We start from the raw sequence: 18912 nt of genomic DNA, 5'->3' as shown, positions 1-18912 counted from the left end.
GGGGCGGGCTGCCGGCGGCGCACCCGTTACCGGAGCGGGGTGGCGTCCCGGCCGGTGTCGGTGAGGTCCAGGACCGCGCGGGCCACGGATTCCGGGACGTCGGCCATCACCAGGTGGCCCGCGGGCGCGGCGACCGCGAACCGTCCGCCGAGCTCCGCGGCGAGCGCCCGCTGCCGCTCCAGCCAGCGCAGCCGGCCGGCGGTCTCGCTGCCGTCGTAGGCCGCCAGGACCGTCACCGGGACGGGTGGCAGCGGGCGGGCCCGGCGCAGCGCGGCGAGTTCGGCGGCCTGGTAGGGGTAGGTGGCGTTCTCCAGGACGCAGGCCCGGGCGACCCGGCTGGTGCGGTAGCCGACCCGCTCCCAGGGGTGCGGCGGATGGCTGCCGACCGTCGAGGCGCGGCCCACCAGGCGACGGGCGGCCGGGCCCAGGGCACGCGGCATACCGGCCGCGGACAGCACCCCGGCCACCCCGCCCGCCCAGGCCGTCCGCACCGCCCGCGGCAGCAGGGGCCGCGGGTCCTCCTCGATGCTGCCGTCGACGAGGACGACTCCGGCGCAGCGGTCCGGGTGCAGCCGGGCGAACGCCTCGGCGTGGAACCCGGCGAGGGAGTGGCCGACGATCGTGGCCGGGCCGTCGTGGCCGAGCGCGTCGAGGAGCCGGGCGATCCGGTCCGCCTCGGCGGCCAGGGTGGGCGGCGCGGGCGCCTGGGCGCTGAGCCCGAGGCCGGGGCGGTCGAAGCGGACGACGGTGCGGTAGGGGGCGAGCAGCGCGGCGACCGCGTCCCAGTCGAACCACGCCATGCCGAGGCCGCCGCTGAGCACGCAGAGCGGTCCGGCGCCCTCCGTCACGACGTGCAGCGGCACCCCGTCGACGCGCACGAACCGGCCGGGGGTGGGGAGGCGCTGGCTGCTCATCGGTGGGGGATCTCCTTCGCCTCGGTGACGGGTTCGGTACGGGCCGCCCGGTCCGGCCGGGCCAGGTGGAGGGCGAGCAGCGCCAGATAGAGGGCGACCAGCAGGACCTGGAGCCGCTGGCCGGCGCCGAGGGCCCAGGTGCCCCGGCCCGCGGAGAAGGCCGCGACGGAGGCCAGCGTCCAGCACGTGGCGGCCAGTTCGGCCAGCACCAGCCAGGGCCCGTAACGGGCGAGCGGCGCCCGGCGGTCGTGGCGCCGGGCGGCGGCGGTCAGCAGGACCAGCGCGGCGAGGGCGCCGAGCATCGCGCAGGTGCTGCTGACGGCGTGTGCGGTGTGGGTGGCCGGCACCAGGCCAGCGGTCTCCCGGGCCGCGCAGACCGGGTCGCTGGTGGGGGCGCAGCTCAGCGGGAGCCGGGAGTCGACGGCGGTGGCGGCCCCGAAGACGGCGAGCGCGACCCAGCCGGCCTTGGCGGTCCGGGCGGCCACCGGCGCGGGCGCTGTCGCCAGGGGTGCTGTCGCGGCGGATGTCGTCACCGCGGATGTCGTCACCGCGGATGCCCTTCCCGCCGGCGCCGTCATCGCGGTCAGCGCGCCGGCCAGTACCAGCAGGCCGGCGGCCAGGTCCGTGGCGCGGAAGAGGCCGCCGAGCGGCTGGTCGGCGGCGGCGAGTTCGCTGACGTAGGCGCGCACCGGATCGAGGCCGGTGGCGAGTACCAGCTCCAGGACCCACGCGGTGTAGGCCGCGGCGCCGAGCAGCAGCACGGCGGCGGCCACCCGGCGGCGGCGCACGGCAGCGGCTGCGGCGGGACGACGGGTACCGGTCACGGACATCCAGGTGCTCGGGCGGACCCGGCCGGCCGTACGGGGGATCCCGGCCGCGCCGGAGGTGCCCGGGGCCCGCCGGTGGGGCGGGAAGGCCAAGGATAGGCGGGCGACGCCCCGTTCGGCGGCGCTCCGGTGGAGGGTGATACCCCTCGGGGGTAGGGTGCCAACCGGCGGCTCCCTCCGGTGTCCGCCGTCCTCGTCGGGAGGTCCGCGATGCGTGCACAGGGCACGGCCGCCGCCGCGCGGTGCGGCCGGTTGCCGCGGTGCACGGGGACGATACGCGCGGGTCTGCTGCCCGGCCGGTGGCCGATATCCGCGCCGCCGCGCCCCCTGCTCCTCGCCCCCACGTCGGTGCCGCGCGCCCGGTAGCGCGCCCCGCCACCGACGTCCCCGGGAGTCCGCGACGAAAGCCCCGTCAGCCGACTTGCAGCCGACCTTGCTCACACCGACACCGTTTCGAGGTGCTCTCTTCCATGCGCGATTCGCAGCGCCCTGCCCTGCACGATGACCCGTCCAGTGACCCGTCGGAACGCCCGTCGGAAGGCCCCTCGGACGTACGGCCGGAAGACCGGCCGGAAGGCCGGCCGGAAGGCCGGTCCGATGCGCCGGGTGACGTCCGGCCGGCCGGCCCGCGGACGCCCTCGCGGCGTGCCCTGCTCGGTGCCGGGGCCGCGGTCGCCGGCAGCGGGCTGCTCGCCGCCTGCGGCACGTCGAACACCGGCTCCGGACCGGACGTCACGGCAGGCCTGTACGGCTCCCACCCTCCGGCCGCCCCCACGAGTCCCCCGGCCCGCGCACCTCCCACGGCTCGCACGGCTCACATGGCTCGCACGGAGCGGCCGGCAGCCCGGCGCCCCATGGCACCCACAAGCACCATGACGGGCACGGTTCCCACGATTCCCATGGCAGGCACGGCTCCCACGGTGGCGGTGGTTCCGGGGGGAGACCCCCGCGCGGCTATGTCGCCCCGGACGGCCCCGAGGTGGCCGAGTGCGAGCGCAAGCGCGGCTCGGGACCCGTCCGGCACTTCACCCTGACCGCCGCCCCGACCCGGCTCGAACTGGGCGGCGGCCGGACCGTCCGGACCTGGGCGTACGGCGACGAGCTGCCGGGCAAGGAGATCCGGGTCACCGCGGGCGAGCGGATCGCGCTGACCCTCCACAACCACCTGCCGCAGTCCACCACCGTCCACTGGCACGGCCTCCACGTGCGCAACGACATGGACGGCGTCCCGGACCTCACTCAGCGGGCCGTCCGGCCCGGCGGCTCCTTCGACTACCACTTCAAGGTCACCGACCCCGGCACGCACTGGATGCACCCGCACGTCGGCGTGCAGCTGGACCGGGGGCTGTACGCGCCGCTGATCGTCGAGGACCCCCGGGAGCCGCTCTCGTACGACCGGGAGTGGGTCGTCCTGATCGACGACTGGCTCGACGGGATCGACGGCCACACCCCGGACGCGCTCCTGGCCGGATTCCTGAAGCGCGCGGGCCGGCACGGCGGGGGCATGGGCCACATGGGCGGCATGGGCATGAACATGGACATGGGGGACGACGGGAAGGGCGGTGGCGGCACCGCCACCCGGCACGGGCGCGGGCACGACGAGCACGACGGACACGACGAGCACGACGAGCACGACGGACGTGGACACCGGCACGGGCACGGCAAGGGCGACCACGGTCACGGCTCGTCGCGGCGGCCGTTCCGCCGGCGGCAACTCTGGGGCGAGCCGGGCTCGGTGGACCATCCGCTCCACCTCATCAACGGCCGTACCGCCGGGCATCCGCACACCTTCCGCGCCCGCCCCGGCGACCGGATCCGGATCCGGATCATCAACGCGGGCGGGGACACGTCGTACCGGGTCGCGCTCGGCGGCCACCGGATGACCGTGACCCACACCGACGGCTACCCCGTACGGCACGCCAAGACGGACGCGCTGCTGCTCGGCGTGGGCGAGCGCTACGACGTCCTGGTGACCGCCAAGGACGGCGCCTTCCCGCTGACCGCGCTCGCCGAGGGCAAGCGGAACCGTTCCGCGATGGCGGTGCTGCGGACCGCCAGCGGCGCCACGCCCGGCCCGTCCGACCGGCCCGGGGAGCTGCGCGGCAAGCTGATGACCGCGGACCGCCTCAAGGCGGCCGGGTCCGTACGGCTCTCCGCGCGCCGCCCCGACCGCGTCATCGACATGACCCTCACCGGCAACATGGCCCGGTACAACTGGGCGATCAACGGCCGGGCGTACTCCCCGTACCAGCGCTATCCCGTGCGGTCCGGTGAGCGGGTGCGGATCGTCTTCCGCAACCACACCCGGATGTGGCACCCGATGCATCTGCACGGGCACACCTTCGCGCTGCCGCACGGCGGGCCCCGGAAGGACACCACGATCGTGCTGCCGGGGCGGCAGCACGCGGTCGATTTCGACGCCGACAACCCGGGGCTGTGGATGGTCCACTGCCACAACATCTACCACTCGGAGTCGGGGATGATGACGATCCTGGGCTACCGCTCGTAGGGCGCGCACGGCCGGGCCGGCGCCCTCCCCCGGACGCCGGCCCGGCCGTCGCCGTCCGCCTCTCCCGACCCCTCCCGCGCCGCCGTATCCCGCCCTCCGCCCCATATTGCGTCAGAGAGACGATTACACTGGCGGGGTGCCTCAACTCCGCCTCGCCCTCAATCAGATCGATTCCTGCGTCGGCGACCTCGCGCAGAACGCCGAGACGATCCTGCGCTGGACCCGGCACTCCGCCGACCAGGGCGCCCATCTCGTCGCGTTCCCCGAGATGGCGCTCACCGGCTATCCCGTCGAGGACCTCGCGCTGCGCCCGTCGTTCGTCGAGGCGAGCCGGGCCGCGCTGCGGACACTGGCCGGCCGGCTGGCCGACAAGGGCCTGGGCGAACTCCCCGTCGTCGTCGGCTACCTCGACCGCTGCGAGCAGGACCGGCCGCGCTACGGACGCCCGGCCGGTGCCCCGCAGAACGCCGCCGCGGTGCTGCACCGCGGCACGGTCGCGCTCTCCTTCGCCAAGCACCACCTGCCGAACTACGGCGTCTTCGACGAGTTCCGCTACTTCGTGCCCGGCGACACGCTGCCCGTCGTCCGGCTGCACGGCATCGACATCGCGCTGGCCATCTGCGAGGACCTGTGGCAGGACGGCGGCCGGGTGCCGGCGACCCGCAGCGCGGGGGCCGGGCTGCTGCTGTCCATCAACGCCTCGCCGTACGAGCGGGACAAGGACGACACCCGTCTGGAGCTGGTCAGCAAGCGGGCGCAGGAGGCCGGCTGCGCCACGGCCTACCTCGCCATGATCGGCGCCCAGGACGAGCTGGTCTTCGACGGCGACTCGATCGTGGTGGACAAGGACGGCGGCGTGATCGCGCGGGCACCGCAGTTCGCGGAGGGCTGTGTGCTGGTCGACCTGGACCTGCCCGCGGCGGCGCCGGAGCCGCCGGCGGGCGTCCTGGACGACGGGCTGCGCGTCGACCACCTCGTGCTCTCCGCCGACCCGCTGCCGGCGTACCCGCCGGAGAGCCCCGGCGGGCAGGCCGAACGCCTCGTCGACCTGGAGGAGATCTACACCGCGCTGGTCGTCGGCCTGCGCGCGTACGTGGCCAAGAACGGCTTCCGCAGTGTCGTGGTCGGTCTCTCCGGGGGCATCGACTCGGCGCTCGTCGCCACGATCGCCTGTGACGCGCTGGGTGCCGCGCACGTCCACGCGGTGGCGATGCCCTCGCGCTACTCCTCCGAGCACTCGCTGACCGACGCGGCCGAACTCGCCCGGCGGACCGGCCTGGCGTTCCGTACCGTCCCGATCGGGCCGATGTTCGACGCCTACATGGACTCGCTCGGGCTCACCGGTCTCGCGGAGGAGAACCTCCAGTCGCGGCTGCGCGGCACGACCCTGATGGGGATCTCCAACCAGGAGGGCCACCTGGTCCTCGCCCCCGGCAACAAGTCCGAGCTGGCGTGCGGCTATTCGACGCTCTACGGGGACTCGGTGGGCGGCTACGGCCCCATCAAGGACGTCTACAAGTCCGTGGTCTACGAGCTGGCCCGCTGGCGCAACCAGGCCGCCGCGGACCGCGGCCGGACCCCGCCGATCCCGGAACACACCCTCACCAAGCCGCCGAGCGCGGAGCTCCGCCCCGGGCAGGTCGACACCGATTCGCTGCCCGACTACGACGTCCTGGACGGCATCCTGGAGCTCTACGTCGACCGGGACCGCGGCCACGCCGACATCGTCGCCCAGGGCTATGACGCCGCGCTGGTCACCCGCGTCCTGCGGATGGTCGACCACGCCGAGTACAAGCGCCGGCAGTACCCGCCGGGCCCCAAGATCTCCGCGAAGGGCTTCGGCAAGGACCGCCGGCTGCCGATCACCAACCACTGGCGCGAGGGCCGCTGAGGGCCCTCGCGGCGGCCGGTCACCCCCATCCGGCCGGCCGGTTACGACCCGCCGCCGGTCCGGGCACCCGCCTCGGCCGGGGCCGGGGCGTCGTCGCTGCGGGCCACGATGCGCGAGGGGTCGTGCGGGGTCCGGTCCAGCAGGCCGGCGGTCACCGCGACGGCCAGGCCGAGGGCGGCCAGGACGGCGCCGACCAGGGCCGGGGAGGTCCAGCCCCAGCCGGCCGAGAGGGCCAGCCCGCCGACCCAGGCGCCGCCCGCGTTGGCGAGGTTGAAGGCGGACTGGTTGGAGGCGGCGGCCAGGGTGGGGGCCTGGTGGGCCTTGTTCATGACCAGCATCTGCAGGGGCGTGGTGGTCAGGAAGCCGATCGCGCCGACGAGGACGACGGTGACCATGGCGGCCCAGGCCACCGGGGCGGTGAAGTGCAGGGCCGCCAGGACCAGGGCCAGCCCCGCCAGCGAGCCGTAGAGGGTGGGGCGCAGCGCTCGGTCGGTGAGCGGGCCGGCGGCCAGCGCGCCGAGGGTCATGCCGATGCCGAAGAGCGCGAGCACGAGCGGGACCGAGCCCTCGGCGAGGCCGGTGACCTCGGTCATCATCGACGCGAGGTAGCTGTAGACGGCGAAGATGCCGGCGAAGCCGAAGACCGTGGTCAGCAGGCCGAGGAGCACCTGACGGTTGCCCAGGGCGCGCAGTTCGCGGGCCAGGCCGGTGCGTTCCTCGGCGGGCAGCGGCGGGATCAGCCGGGCCAGCGCGGCCATGGCGACCAGTCCGATGGCGGCCACGATGAGGAAGGTGGCGCGCCAGCCGAGCCGCTGGCCGAGCAGGGTGGCGGCGGGCACGCCGACGATGTTGGCGATGGTCAGGCCGAGGAACATGGTGGCGACCGCGCGGGCCTGGCGGCCCTCGCGGACGAGCCGGGCGGCGACCACCGCGCCGACACCGAAGAAGGCGCCGTGCGGGAGGCCGGCCAGCAGCCGGCCGGCGATCAGCAGCCCGAAGTTCGGGGCGAGGGCGGAGGCCAGGTTGCCGACCGTGAAGACCGCCATGAGCAGGACGAGCATCCGCTTGCGGGGGATGCGGGACCCGAGGGCGGTCAGCAGCGGGGCGCCGATGACGACGCCGAGGGCGTAGGCGGAGACGAGGTAGCCGGCGGTGGGCACCGAGGTGCCCAGGTCGTCCGCGACGTTGGGCAGCAGGCCCATCATCACGAATTCCGTGGTGCCGATACCGAAGGCCGAGATCGCGAGTGCGAGCAGAGCCAAGGGCATGGAAAACCTTTCGGGGACGCGTTCCGTGCGTGCGAGCGGAGACGTGGACGTGCGTCCTGCCGGGCCGGCAGGACGCACGGGACTCCCACGGTCTCTTAAGTTCTCTTACGGAACAAAGTCTCCCAGGTCCAGTATTCCAGCGGGGGAACGGGACGTTACGGGGCTGCGTCAGACCTTGATCGAGGCGGCGACCGGGAGGTGGTCACTGCCGGTCGAGGGCATCACCCACGCCTTGACCGGGTCCATGCCCTTCATCATGATCTGGTCGATCCGGGCCATCGGGAAGCCGGCCGGCCAGCTGAAGCCGAAGCCGTCGCCCGCGGCGCCCTGGGCGGAGCGCATCTGCGAGGTGACCGGGGCCAGCGAGCGGTCGTTCATGGTGCCGTTCAGGTCGCCGAGCAGCATGACCTTCTTGACCGGGTCGGCGGCGATCGCCTCGCCCAGCGCCTCGGCGCTGCCGTCGCGCTGGTTGGCGGTGAAGCCGGCCTCGACCTTGACCCGGACCGACGGCAGGTGGGCGACGTAGACCCCGAACTGCCGGCCGTCGGTGGCGGTGACGGTGGCGCGCAGCGCGCGGGTCCAGCCCATCTTGATGTCCACCGGCCTGGTGTCGCTCAGCGGCAGCTTGCTCCACAGACCGACCGTGCCCTGCACGGTGTGGTACGGGTACGCCTTCGCCAGCCCCTTCCGGTACGTGGGCAGGGCGTCGCCGGTCAGCTCCTCCAGGGCGACGACGTCCGCGCCGGAGTGCACGATGTCCCGGGCGGTGGCCGCCGGATCGGGGTTGTCGGCGTTGACGTTGTGGGTGACGACGGTGACGTTGCCGCCGGTGCCGGCCTTGTCCGTGACCTGCCCGGCGAACAGGTTGACCCAGACGAAGACCGGCAGGACCAGCGCGATCAGGGCGGTCGCGGAGCGGCGCAGGACCGCGGCGAGCAGCAGCAGCGGGATGGCCAGGCCGAGCCACGGCAGGAAGGTCTCCAGCAGGCTGCCCAGGTTCCCCACGTCGTTGGGCACCCGGGCGTGCAGGATCATCAGCAGCCCGAGCACGACGGCCAGCACCGCGAGCACGATGCCGCGCCGCCACATCCCGTCGGGACGCCACCAGTTCCGCAGGCGTCCGGCCCGGGAACCGGCCCCTGCGGACCCCCGCCCCTGCTCCGGCTCCGTCATGTATGCCTGCGTCATGCCGCCGTCCTCACTGCCTTGCTCCGGTGCTGTCACCCGTGATCACCGACCCTAGGTGATGGCCGTAATGCGGTTTCTTAGATTCGCGCCCGGCCGTGCCGCGCTCTTCGGTGGTGAGGACGGCGGTGTTGCGGGGTGGGGTTCCGGTCACGGGGTCCGTGACAACGGCTGTGACAGAACGGGCACGGTCCGGTCATACGGCGCGGGGTTCCCGGGCCCGGGCGGCCGGCGGCCACTCAGCCCGCCGCGGCCTGGGGGCGGGGCCGTACGCCGTCGAGGACCGTGTCGACGATGTCCTCGGCCAGCCCCTCGGGGAGGTCCTTCCACTGGTGCAGCACGGCCCGGGCCAGCAGCGGGCCGACGAAGAGGTCGGCGAGGGCGTCGGCGGGGCGGTCGGTGCGGATCTCGCCGTTGGCCATCCCGCGGCGGAGCACGGCGAGCAGCGCCTCGTTGCGGGCCCGGACGACGGTGCGGTGGTACTCGTCCCACAGCTCGGGGTGCGCGTGGACGTGGCTGACGACGGTGCGCAGCAGCGCGGAGTCCCGTTTGGCCAGGCCGCGGCGGCGGAGGAATTCCAGCAGGGAGACCAGGTCGTCGCGGACCGAGGCGCCGTCGAGCGGCGGGAGCGGGGCGTCCAGGGACCGCATGACGTCCAGCATCAGGGCGTCCTTGCCGGACCAGCGGCGGTAGACCGTGGCCTTGCCGACCCCGGCCTCGCGGGCGATCCCCTCCATGGACAGCTCGCCTATGGACGCCCCGTTCTCGATCAGGCGGAGCACGGCCTCGATGATGGCGGAGTCGGCCGCGGCGCTGCGCGGCCGGCCGCGGCGCTCCGGTGCCACCGGGTCCGGCCCCGCCCCGGCCACCGCCTCGGCGCCCCGTGCGGGCCGGTTCATCGCGCCGCCCCCGCCTTCCGCTCGTCCCGCGGCTCCGCGGACCGCGGCGCCGGTCCCTTCTTGCCCGGCAGGAAGGCCAGCACGATCAGGGCGCCGACGGCCGAGACGGTGGCCGATCCGAGGGCGGTGACGTGCATGGCGTGGACGAAGGCGGCGTTCGCGGCGGTGACCAGCGGCCGGCCCGGAGCGCCCATCCGGTCCGCGAGGCCGAGGGTGGCCTCGATCGACTCACCGGCCGCGTGCCGGGCGCCGGCCGACAGCCCGGGCACGGCGTCGAGGACGCCCTGGATGCGGTCCCGGTAGCTCGTGGACAGCAGCGAGCCCAGCACCGCGACGCCGAGGGTGCCGCCGACCTGCCGGAAGACGTTGTTGAGCGCCGAGCCGGAACCGGCCTTCTCGCGGGGCAGCGACTGCATGATCGAGACGGTGACCGGCGGCATGATGTGCGCCATGCCGGCGCCCTGCAGGAAGAACAGCGCCTCCATGACCCAGATCGGGGTGTCGGCGTCCAGCAGCAGCAGGCCCAGCATGGTGTCGGCCACCACGAACATGCTGAACGTGCACACCGCACGGGCGCCGTAGCGGTCCACGGCCAGCCGGGCCCGCGGCGCGAAGATCATCTGGGCGACGGCCAGCGGCAGGAGCAGCAGGCCGGCCTGGAGCGGGGTGTAGCCGCGCACGCTCTGCACGTAGAAGACGATGAAGAACGTGACGCCCATCAGGGAGAAGAAGACCAGGGCGATGGCGGCGATCGCGGCGGAGAACGCCGGCTTGCGGAAGTAGTTGATGTCGATGGACGGGTGGTCGCTGCGCTTCTGGTGCACGACGAACCCGGCGAGCACCACCAGGCCGGCCACGACCGCGCCGATCACCTGCGGTTCGGTGAAGTCGGCGAGCTGGCCGCCCTTGATGATCCCGTAGACCAGCAGGACCAGCCCGACGACGGAGAACAGCACGCCGACCGGGTCCAGCCGGCCGGGGCTGGGGTCCTTGGAGTCGGGCACCAGGATCAGCATGGCGGTCAGCGCGATCAGCACGATGGGCACGTTGACCAGGAACACCGAACCCCACCAGAACTGGTTCAGCAGCAGCCCGCCGGCGATCGGGCCGATCGCGATGGCCAGACCCACCCCGCCGGCCCAGATGCCGATCGCCTTGGGCTGCTCGTCGCGCTCGAAGACGTTCATCAGGATCGCGAGGGTGGCCGGCATGACGAAGGCGCCGCCCAGGCCCATGAGCGCGCGGAAGGCGATCAGCTGGGTCGGCGAGCCGGCGAACGCGGCGAGCACCGAGCCGGTGCCGAACACCGCCAGGCCGAAGAGCAGCGTCTTCTTGCGGCCGAGCCGGTCACCGAGCAGGCCGGCGGTGAACAGCAGCCCCGCGAAGACCAGCGTGTAGGCGTTGATCGCCCACTCCAGTTCGCTCTGGGTGGCGCCGAGGCCGTGCGGGGCCGGCGTGGCGATCGTCTTCATGGCGACGTTCAGGATGGAGTTGTCCAGCACCACGATCAGCAGGCTGAGCATGAGGGCGGACAGGATCGCCCAGCGGCGCCGGTGCACGCGCTCGGGCACCTGCCGGGCGGGCGGGCCGTCCGGCGCGGTCGGTGGGGTCGATGAGGTGGCCATGCCGACACCCTACGTTTGCGATACGGGTCCGTTCCGTATTGATGAGCCGCGGCCGGATCCCCCCGGGCGGGGCGGCCGTACGTCCCACTCTCCCGCGGTTGTGGCGTTCCGGCTCCCGGTGCGCCCTCCCTTTTCCTTTGCCTCGGGGTCGTGCCAGCATGGTGGGGAGTCCGGGGACACCGTCAGGGTGCCTCGAGATGACGAACAGGAGCCGTCACCATGACGCAGCCTTCGCCTGCCCAGACGCCGGTGCCCAAGTCCCTGTACGGGGGTACGGGCTCGCGCCGGGTCACCGTGCGCGACATCGCCGCCGCCAAGGAGCGCGGCGAGAAGTGGCCGATGCTCACCGCCTACGACGCGATGACCGCCTCCGTCTTCGACGAGGCCGGGATCCCGGTCCTGCTCGTCGGCGACTCGATGGGCAACTGTCACCTCGGTTACGAGTCCACCGTGCCGGTCACGATGGACGAGATCACGTTTCTGTCCGCGGCGGTCGTCCGGGGGACCAAGCGGTCCCTCGTCGTCGCGGACCTGCCGTTCGGCTCGTACCAGGAAGGGCCGGTCCAGGCCCTGCGCAACGCCACCCGGCTGGTGAAGGAGGCCGGGGTCGGCGCGGTCAAGCTGGAGGGCGGTGAGCGCTCCGCGGACCAGGTGGAGCTGCTGGTCTCCTCCGGCATCCCGGTCATGGCGCACGTCGGGCTGACCCCGCAGTCGGTGCACGCCTTCGGCGGCTACCCGGTCCAGGGCCGCGGCGAGGAGGCCGCCCAGCAGCTGCTGCGGGACGCCAAGTCGGTCCAGGACGCGGGCGCGTTCGCGGTGGTCCTGGAGGCGGTACCCGCCGAACTGGCCGCCGAGGTCACCCGCTCGCTGCACATCCCGACCGTCGGCATCGGCGCGGGCCTGGAGTGCGACGCGCAGGTCCTGGTGTGGACCGACATGGCCGGAATGAACGCCGGCCGGGTACCGAAGTTCGTCAAGAAGTACCTGGAAATGCGTGAACTGCTGGGCGGCGCGGCCAAGGCCTTCGCCGAGGAGGTCGTGGGGGGCACGTTCCCTGCGCCGGAGCACACGTTCCGCTGACTGGCGGCGCCGCCCACGTACCCGTCTCTCCCGCCGCGGGTCGTCTCGCCGTTGCGCGCTTGGCGGCGCCCCGCACGTACCTGTCTGCGGCGCCGCGGGGCTCGCTCGCCGTTGCGCCTGCGGCGGGCTGGGGGGCGTCGGGTGCGGTGACGGACCTCCGGGGCCGGTTGTGTGGACTGCTGACGCTTTACGTCCACACAACCGGCCCCTCCGGCCCGTCCCCTCCCGTTGGAGAAATGGGAAAAGACCGGTGGGGGTGCACGTAACGCCCACGAGCGTGCAGCCAACAGACAACGCACGCCCCCAACCAGCTGAGAAACTCCCCACCACGGGAGGGGCTGGACCGGAGGACGAAGTCTGGAGGGCCGGCACCGCACCCGACAAAACAACGCCCGCCGCCAGGCGCAACGGCGAGCAACCCCGACGGCGGGACAGACGAGTACGTGGGGCCGAGGCCAAGCGCAGCTATCGGCGGAATATCGGTGCGCTGTCGGTGGCCCCTGGCACCGTTAAGGGCATGACGCGACAGACGATGACCACCAAGGGCGGTAACGCCGTGGAGGTGCGCGGTCTGGTCAAGCACTTCGGCGACGTGAAGGCCGTCGACGGGGTGGACCTGGACGTGAAGGAAGGCACCGTACTCGGCGTGCTCGGGCCCAATGGGGCCGGTAAGACCACGCTCGTGCGCTGTCTGTCCACCCTCCTCGTGCCGGACGCCGGCCGTGCCGTGGTGGCGGGCTACGACGTGGTGCGCCAGCCCCGCGCGCTGCGCCGCACGATCGGCCTGACCGGGCAGTACGCCTCGGTCGACGAGAAGCTCTCCGGCTGGGAGAACCTCTACATGATCGGGCGGCTGCTCGACCTCTCCCGCAAGGACGCCCGCGCCCGCGCGGACGAGATGCTGGAGCGGTTCTCGCTGACCGAGGCCGCCAAGCGGCCCGCCGCCAAGTACTCCGGCGGTATGCGCCGCCGGCTGGACCTCGCCGCCTCGATGATCGGCCGCCCGGCCGTGCTCTATCTGGACGAGCCGACCACCGGCCTGGACCCCCGCACCCGCAACGAGGTGTGGGAGGAGGTCCAGCGGATGGTCCGCGAGGGCGCCACGGTCCTGCTGACCACGCAATACATGGAAGAGGCCGAGCAGTTGGCGGACGAGCTGACGGTCATCGACCGCGGCCGGGTGATCGCCGAGGGCCGGGTCGACGAGCTCAAGGCCAAGGTCGGCGGGCGGACCCTGCAGATCCGGCCGGCCGACCCGGGTGAGCTGGACCGGATGGTCGGCGCGATCGCCCAGGCGGGGCTGGACGGCATCGTGGGCGCGACGGCTGACCACGACGGGGGTGTGGTCAACGTACCGATCATCAGCGACGAGCAACTGACCGCGGTGGTCGGGGTGCTCGGCGGCCGCGGCTTCGCGCTCGCCGGGATATCGACCCATCTGCCCAGCCTGGACGAGGTGTTCCTGGCCATCACGGGCCAGAAGACCTCCGGTGCCCCGGAGTCGGACGACCTGACGGAGCAGCAGTACGCGGGGGTGTCGGCATGACTGCCGTGACGATGACTGCGCCGTCGGTCAAGGCCGGCGGGGACGAGGGCCGGATCGGGCTGCGCGGCAATCTGCGGCACATCGGTGCCCTGGTGCGGCGCAACGCCCTGCAGATCAAGCAGGACCCGGAGTCGATGTTCGACGTCCTGCTGATGCCGGTGATCTTCATCCTGCTGTTCACCTACGTCTTCGGAGGCGCGATCGCCGGCAAGGACCACCAGGCCGACTACATCCAGCGCCTGGTGCCCGGCATGATGGCGATGATGGGCATGAACATCGCCATGGCGGTCGGCTCCGGTGTCAACGAGGACTTCCGCAAGGGCGTGATGGACCGCTTCCGGACGATGCCCATCGCCCGCTCCTCGGTCCTGATAGCCAAGATCGTCGTGGAGATCGGCCGGATGCTGGTGGCCATCGCGATCCTGCTCGGCATGGGCTTCCTGCTCGGCTTCGAAATCCGCGGCAGTGCCCTGGAGTTCCTGGCCGCGGTCGTGCTGTCCACGGCCTTCGGCGCGGCGCTGATGTGGATCTTCATCCTGCTGGGGCTCTCGGTGAAGACTCCGCAGGCGGTGCAGGGCATGGCGATGATCGTGCTGATGCCGCTGCAGTTCGGCTCGTCGATCTTCGCCCCGCCGACGTCGATGCCCGACTGGCTGGAGGGCTTCACCAAGGTCAACCCGCTCTCCACGCTGGCGGACGCGGCCCGGGCACTGCTCAACGGCCAGGGGGCGGTGGCGCACCCGGCGCTGATCACCCTCGGCTGGACGGTCGCCATCACGGTCGTCGCCATGCCGCTCGCGGTCTCGAAGTTCCGCAAGAAGACCTGACGCACGCCCCGCGGGGGGCCTCCCCGCGGGGCGGCAGCCTCCGCCCGGCTCGCGTCAGATGAGGGCGGTGGCCTCTTCCAAGGAGAGGTCACCGCCTTCGGCGTGGGCACGCGCGTAGGCGTCGTCGCCCAGCAGCTTCCGCGCCGCCTCCTCGGTGCGCGCCCGTTCGTCGCGGATGACCAGGGTCGGCACGTGGCCGGTGGCCCGCAGCGCGTCGTACGCCCCGACCAGCCGCGCCGCGTCCCGGCCCGCCGCCTCGCCCCGTAGGGCCATCAGCACCCGGGCGCCGGTGAGGAGCTGGATCACCGGCATGTCGGGGGCGACCATCTGGGTCAGCTCGTCCTGCATCAGCGCCATGGCCGTCCGGAAGCGCGGCAGCACGCCCTCGGTGTGGCCCTCCTCGATGTCCAGCGAGACCAGCGCGGACTCCAGGATGCCGGCGAAGAGGTCCGGGGCGCGCGGGACGAACAGCTCGTGCACGATGTGGAGTTCGGCCCGCGCCTCCTGCGGCCGCCCGCTCACCGACAGCCACATGGCCAGGGTCAGCCGGGCGAACGGCTCGGTGTCCCGGCCGGAGTTGCCCCCCGCGGCCTCGGCCAGCACCTCGCGGAGCATCCGTTCGCCGGTCTCGGACTGGCCGTCCTCGATCAGCACGGCGCCCAGCCGGCAGCGCAGCAGCAGGGTCTGGCCGTGCGCACCCACCTCCTCGGCGTGCACCATCGCCGCCCGGTAGTCGCGCGCCGCGAGCTCGTACGCCCCCCGCTTCTCGTGGTACTCGCCGCGCCCGGTCAGTGCCTCGGCCGCGCCCCAGGCGTCGCCCACCGTGCGGAATATCCGCAGCGCCTCGTCGGCGTCGCGGGACGCCTGGGACAGCCCGCCGGGCCGGTCGTTGAAGATCTTGGAGCGCATCTGCAGGACGTAGGCCAGCTCCCAGTCGTAGCCGTGGTCGCGGCAGGCCGCCACCGCACCGTCGATCATCTCGGCCAGTTCGTCGAAGCGCCCGGTGAGCAGCACCGCGAAGTACCACATCACACCGGGCACCTTGCAGGTCTGCGGCAGTCCGGGGCGGTAGGCGGCGAGCATTCCGGCGAGCTCCTGCTGCATCTGCGGGTCGCGCATCGCCTGGATGTCGCTGTCCCTGCTGGACAGCGCGACCAGGCGGACCTCGCGGCGGGCCTCGGCCAGCTGCTCGTCGGACATCGGCGGCGGGGCGTCGATCGGCCGCCGGTGCAGTGCGGGGGCCGGTTCGACGGGCGCCAGGAAGGGGTTGGGGCCGAGCTCGCCGGCCGCCGTGGCCCAGTGGCGGGCGTCGCTGCGGTGGTCGCGCAGCGACCAGAACCACTGCAGGGACAGCACCAGGCACAGCGCCTCGTGCTCGTCCCCGGCCGCGACGGCCCGGCGCAGCGCGGTGCGCAGGTTGTCGTGCTCCAGCTCCAGCCGCTCCATCGCCGCACGCTGGCCGGGGCCGCGCAGCAACGGGTCGGCGGTACGGGCCAGTTCGCGGTAGGCGACGAGGTGCCGGCGCTCGGTATCGGCCCGCTCCCCCGCCTCGTCCAGCCGCTCCCCGGCGTACTCCCCCACCGTCTCCAGCAGCCGGTACCGCATCTGGCCCCCGGTGCAAGCACCGGCTCCACCGGAGCGGCTGTCGCCGCGCCCCTGGCTGGGGGCGGCCACCACCAGAGACTTGTCGATCAGCGAGCCCAGCAGCCCGGCGACCTCGTACTCCGCGACGCCGTCGCCCGCGCACACCTCCTCCGCGGCGGCCAGGTCGCAGCCGCCGGCGAAGACGGACAGCCTGCGCAGCACCGCCCGTTCGGGCTCGTCGGTGAGGTCCCAGGACCAGTCGACCACCGCGCGCAGGGTCTGCTGCCGGGGCAGCAGGGTCCGGCTGCCGCTGGTCAGCAGCCGGAAGCGGTCGTCGAGCCGGTCGGCCAGCTGACGGGGGGTGAGCAGCCGCAGCCGGGCGGCGGCGAGTTCGATGGCGAGCGGCAGACCGTCCAGCCGGCGGCAGATCTCGGTGCAGGCCGCGGGGTCGTCGTCGATCCGGAAGCCGGGACGGGCGGCGGCGCCTCGGTCGGCCAGCAGCCGCAGCGCGACCGGGTCCGGCAGCGGCTCGACCGGCCGCAGCACCTCGCCCGGTACGGCCAGCGGCTCCCGGCTGGTGGCCAGGACCGTGACGCCCGGGCAGTCGGCCAGCAGCCGCTCGGCGAGCGCCGCGGCGGCACCGATCACATGCTCGCAGTTGTCCAGGACCAGCAGCATCCGGCGGCCCGCGCAGTGCTCGGCGAGCCGGCCGAGCGGGTCCAGCGCGGTCGGGTCGGCGGCGGCCCGCAGGCCCTCGGCGGTGGTGCCGCGGACGACGGTCTCGCGGGCGCCCAGCGCGGTCAGCACCGCCTCCGGCACGGTCTGCGGATCGTCCACCGGCGCCAGCTCCGCCAGCCACACGCCGTGCGGCCAGGCCCCCGGCCGGGCCGCGGCGGCGCTCTCCGCGCCCTCCTGCGACAGCCGGGTCTTGCCCGCCCCGCCCGGCCCCAGCAACGTCACCAGCCGGTGTTCGCCCAGGTCGGACCGGATCGCCGCGAGGTCGGCGTCCCGGCCGACGAACGAGGTGAGCCGGGCCCGGAGGTTGCCGGGCCCGCGCCCGGCGGGCCGGGACGGCGGCACCGGGGGCTCCGCCGCGGCCGCCACCGGCTCGTCCGCACCGAGCCGCAGCAGCTCCGCGTGCAGGGCCCGCAGCTCCGGGCCCGGGTCGGCGCCGAGGCGGTCGGCGAGGCCGGTGCGTATCTCCTCGTAGGCGGCCAGCGCCTCCGCGGTACGGCCCGCGGCGCGCAGCGCCCGCAGCCGCAGGGCCTGGAGGGGCTCGTCGAGGGGGTGTTCCCGGCACAGCGCGAGCAGGGTGGGCAGCGCCCGCTCGGCCCGGCCGAGGGCGAGGTCGGCGGCGAGGCGGGTGCGCTGGGCGTCCAGCCGGCGGCTCTCGGCGCGGGCCGCCTCGGCACCGGCGTCCGGCAGGTCGGCGAGCGCCGGGCCGCGCCACAGTGCCAGCGCCTCGTCCAGCAGGTCCGCGGCCCGGGCCGGATCGGCGTCGGCCAGCGCCCGGCCGCCGTCCGTGGTGAGCCGCTCGAAACGGTGCAGATCGACGGCGTCGGGCTCGGCGGACAGCCGGTAGCCGCCGTCGACCGAGGCGATGGCGGCGTGCCCGAGGGCCCGCCGCAGCCGGCCGACCAGCGCCTGCAGCGCCCCGGGCGCGTCGGCGGGCGGCTCCATGCCCCAGACGTCGGCGATCAGCGCCTCGGCCGGCAGCGCACGGCCCGGGCGCAGGGCGAGGGCGGTGAGCAGCGCGCGCAGGCGGGCGCCGCCGAGGGACACGGGGGTGCCGTCGGGGCGGTCGGCCTGGGCGGTGCCGAGAATTCCATAGCGCACCGGCCCATTGTCGTGCAGGGCCGCGGCCGCTTCGCACCGAGTTTCCGTCCCGGACGACGACCGGCCGCGGCGGCACCCGTGCGCGGTCCGCCCCCGCACGGTTACGGTCGGGGCTGCCCCTGCCGAGTCCGTCCCCGGGAGCCCGCACCATGACCACCGCCATCCGGCGCGCCGACCGGCGCATCAGCCCGGTCTTCCTCGCGCTCGTCGCCGTCCTCGCGGTGTCCGGCTGGGCCGTCTGGAAGGGAACGCTCGGCACGCACACCGGCGTCGCGGTCTTCGCGTTCGTCACGTCCGGCTGGGTGGTGTCCCTCTGCCTGCACGAGTACGCACACGCCCGCACCGCGCTGCACAGCGGCGACATCTCGGTGGAGGCCAGGGGCTATCTCACCCTGAACCCGCTCAAATACACCCACGCCCTGCTCAGCATCATCCTGCCGCTGATCTTCCTGATCGTGAACGGCATCGGCCTGCCGGGCGGCGCGGTCTACATCGAGCGCGCCCGCATCCGCAGCCGCTGGCAGGACAGTCTGGTCTCGGCGGCCGGCCCCCTGACCAACGCCGTGTTCGCGGTGATCTGCACCGCCCCGTTCTGGCTGCTCGGCCTCACGGGCGTCCCGACGGCCTTCCGCTTCGCCCTGGCCTTCCTCGCGCTGCTCCAGGTGACCGCGACGATCCTGAACTTCCTGCCGGTCCCGGGCCTGGACGGCTACGGCGTGATCGAGCCCTGGTTGTCCCCGGCACTGCGCCGCAAGATAGAGCCCTACGCGGTCATCGGCCTGCTGGCGGTCTTCGCCCTGCTGTGGCTCCCCGAAATCAACCAGGCCTTCTTCGGCCTGGTGGACACGATCCTGCGCGGGCTGGGCGTCTCCCGCCTCGACACCTACTTCGGCCAGGAGCTCTTCCGCTTCTGGCAGTGAC

At 73.7% G+C, this 18912-nt stretch carries 13 protein-coding genes; 6 read left to right on the top strand and 7 right to left on the bottom strand.

Annotation, left to right across the window (positions count from 1 at the left end):
- Positions 1-26 precede the first annotated feature (26 nt).
- Positions 27-914: an alpha/beta fold hydrolase gene (locus OJ254_RS16890; RefSeq protein WP_265362997.1), complete on the bottom strand. Its 888-nt coding sequence runs from the start codon at positions 912-914 to the stop codon at positions 27-29.
- Positions 911-1687 carry a DUF998 domain-containing protein gene (locus OJ254_RS16885; RefSeq protein WP_265365195.1) on the bottom strand — a complete coding sequence of 259 codons (777 nt, stop codon included), beginning with the start codon at positions 1685-1687 and terminating at the stop codon, positions 911-913. The genes OJ254_RS16890 and OJ254_RS16885 overlap by 4 nt, the downstream gene beginning before the upstream one ends.
- A 1033-nt stretch (positions 1688-2720) precedes the next feature.
- Between OJ254_RS16885 and OJ254_RS16880 the strand changes: the two genes are divergently transcribed.
- Together OJ254_RS16880 and OJ254_RS16875 are read left to right on the top strand one after the other, a co-directional pair.
- Positions 2721-4250: a multicopper oxidase family protein gene (locus tag OJ254_RS16880; RefSeq protein ID WP_265362996.1), complete on the top strand. Its 1530-nt coding sequence runs from the start codon at positions 2721-2723 to the stop codon at positions 4248-4250.
- A gap of 136 nt (positions 4251-4386) precedes the next feature.
- On the top strand, positions 4387-6141 hold the full coding sequence (locus tag OJ254_RS16875; protein ID WP_265362995.1) for an NAD+ synthase: 1755 nt from the start codon (positions 4387-4389) through the stop codon (positions 6139-6141).
- Between the two features lie 41 nt (positions 6142-6182).
- Here OJ254_RS16875 and OJ254_RS16870 read toward each other — a convergent pair whose 3' ends face one another.
- The 4 genes from OJ254_RS16870 to OJ254_RS16855 form a co-directional block, all read right to left on the bottom strand.
- Positions 6183-7409, bottom strand: a complete 1227-nt coding sequence (locus OJ254_RS16870) for an MFS transporter (protein ID WP_265362994.1) — start codon at positions 7407-7409, stop codon at positions 6183-6185.
- Positions 7410-7577: 168 nt separating this feature from the next.
- On the bottom strand, positions 7578-8582 hold the full coding sequence (locus OJ254_RS16865; RefSeq protein WP_423836021.1) for an endonuclease/exonuclease/phosphatase family protein: 1005 nt from the start codon (positions 8580-8582) through the stop codon (positions 7578-7580).
- Positions 8583-8833: 251 nt separating this feature from the next.
- Positions 8834-9493: a TetR/AcrR family transcriptional regulator gene (locus OJ254_RS16860; protein ID WP_265362992.1), complete on the bottom strand. Its 660-nt coding sequence runs from the start codon at positions 9491-9493 to the stop codon at positions 8834-8836.
- Positions 9490-11118 carry an MFS transporter gene (locus tag OJ254_RS16855; protein ID WP_265362991.1) on the bottom strand — a complete coding sequence of 543 codons (1629 nt, stop codon included), beginning with the start codon at positions 11116-11118 and terminating at the stop codon, positions 9490-9492. Before OJ254_RS16855 ends, OJ254_RS16860 begins: the two co-directional genes overlap by 4 nt.
- 219 nt (positions 11119-11337) lie before the next feature.
- On the opposite strand from OJ254_RS16855, the gene panB reads away from it, so the two are divergent.
- The 3 genes from panB (at position 11338) to OJ254_RS16840 (ending at position 14571) form a co-directional block, all read left to right on the top strand.
- Positions 11338-12198 carry a 3-methyl-2-oxobutanoate hydroxymethyltransferase gene (gene panB, locus OJ254_RS16850; protein WP_265362990.1) on the top strand — a complete coding sequence of 287 codons (861 nt, stop codon included), beginning with the start codon at positions 11338-11340 and terminating at the stop codon, positions 12196-12198.
- Positions 12199-12715: 517 nt separating this feature from the next.
- Positions 12716-13744 (top strand): ATP-binding cassette domain-containing protein, encoded by a 1029-nt coding sequence (locus OJ254_RS16845; RefSeq protein WP_265362989.1) that lies wholly within the window; start codon positions 12716-12718, stop codon positions 13742-13744.
- Positions 13741-14571, top strand: a complete 831-nt coding sequence (locus OJ254_RS16840) for an ABC transporter permease (RefSeq protein WP_265362988.1) — start codon at positions 13741-13743, stop codon at positions 14569-14571. The genes OJ254_RS16845 and OJ254_RS16840 overlap by 4 nt, the downstream gene beginning before the upstream one ends.
- A 54-nt stretch (positions 14572-14625) precedes the next feature.
- On the opposite strand, the gene OJ254_RS16835 is transcribed toward OJ254_RS16840, so the two are convergent.
- Complete coding sequence (locus OJ254_RS16835; RefSeq protein ID WP_265362987.1) at positions 14626-17991, bottom strand: AfsR/SARP family transcriptional regulator; 3366 nt, start codon at positions 17989-17991, stop codon at positions 14626-14628.
- 149 nt (positions 17992-18140) lie between these two features.
- Between OJ254_RS16835 and OJ254_RS16830 the strand changes: the two genes are divergently transcribed.
- A complete protein-coding gene (locus tag OJ254_RS16830) occupies positions 18141-18911 on the top strand; it encodes a site-2 protease family protein (RefSeq protein WP_265362986.1) in 771 nt (256 codons plus the stop codon).
- Position 18912 lies beyond the last annotated feature (1 nt).

It is taken from the genome of Streptomyces endophytica (assembly GCF_026153355.1).
GTDB lineage: Bacteria > Actinomycetota > Actinomycetes > Streptomycetales > Streptomycetaceae > Streptomyces > Streptomyces endophytica.
Note: the sequence above shows the minus strand (reverse complement) of the source record. Positions and strands in the feature narration are given on the sequence as shown.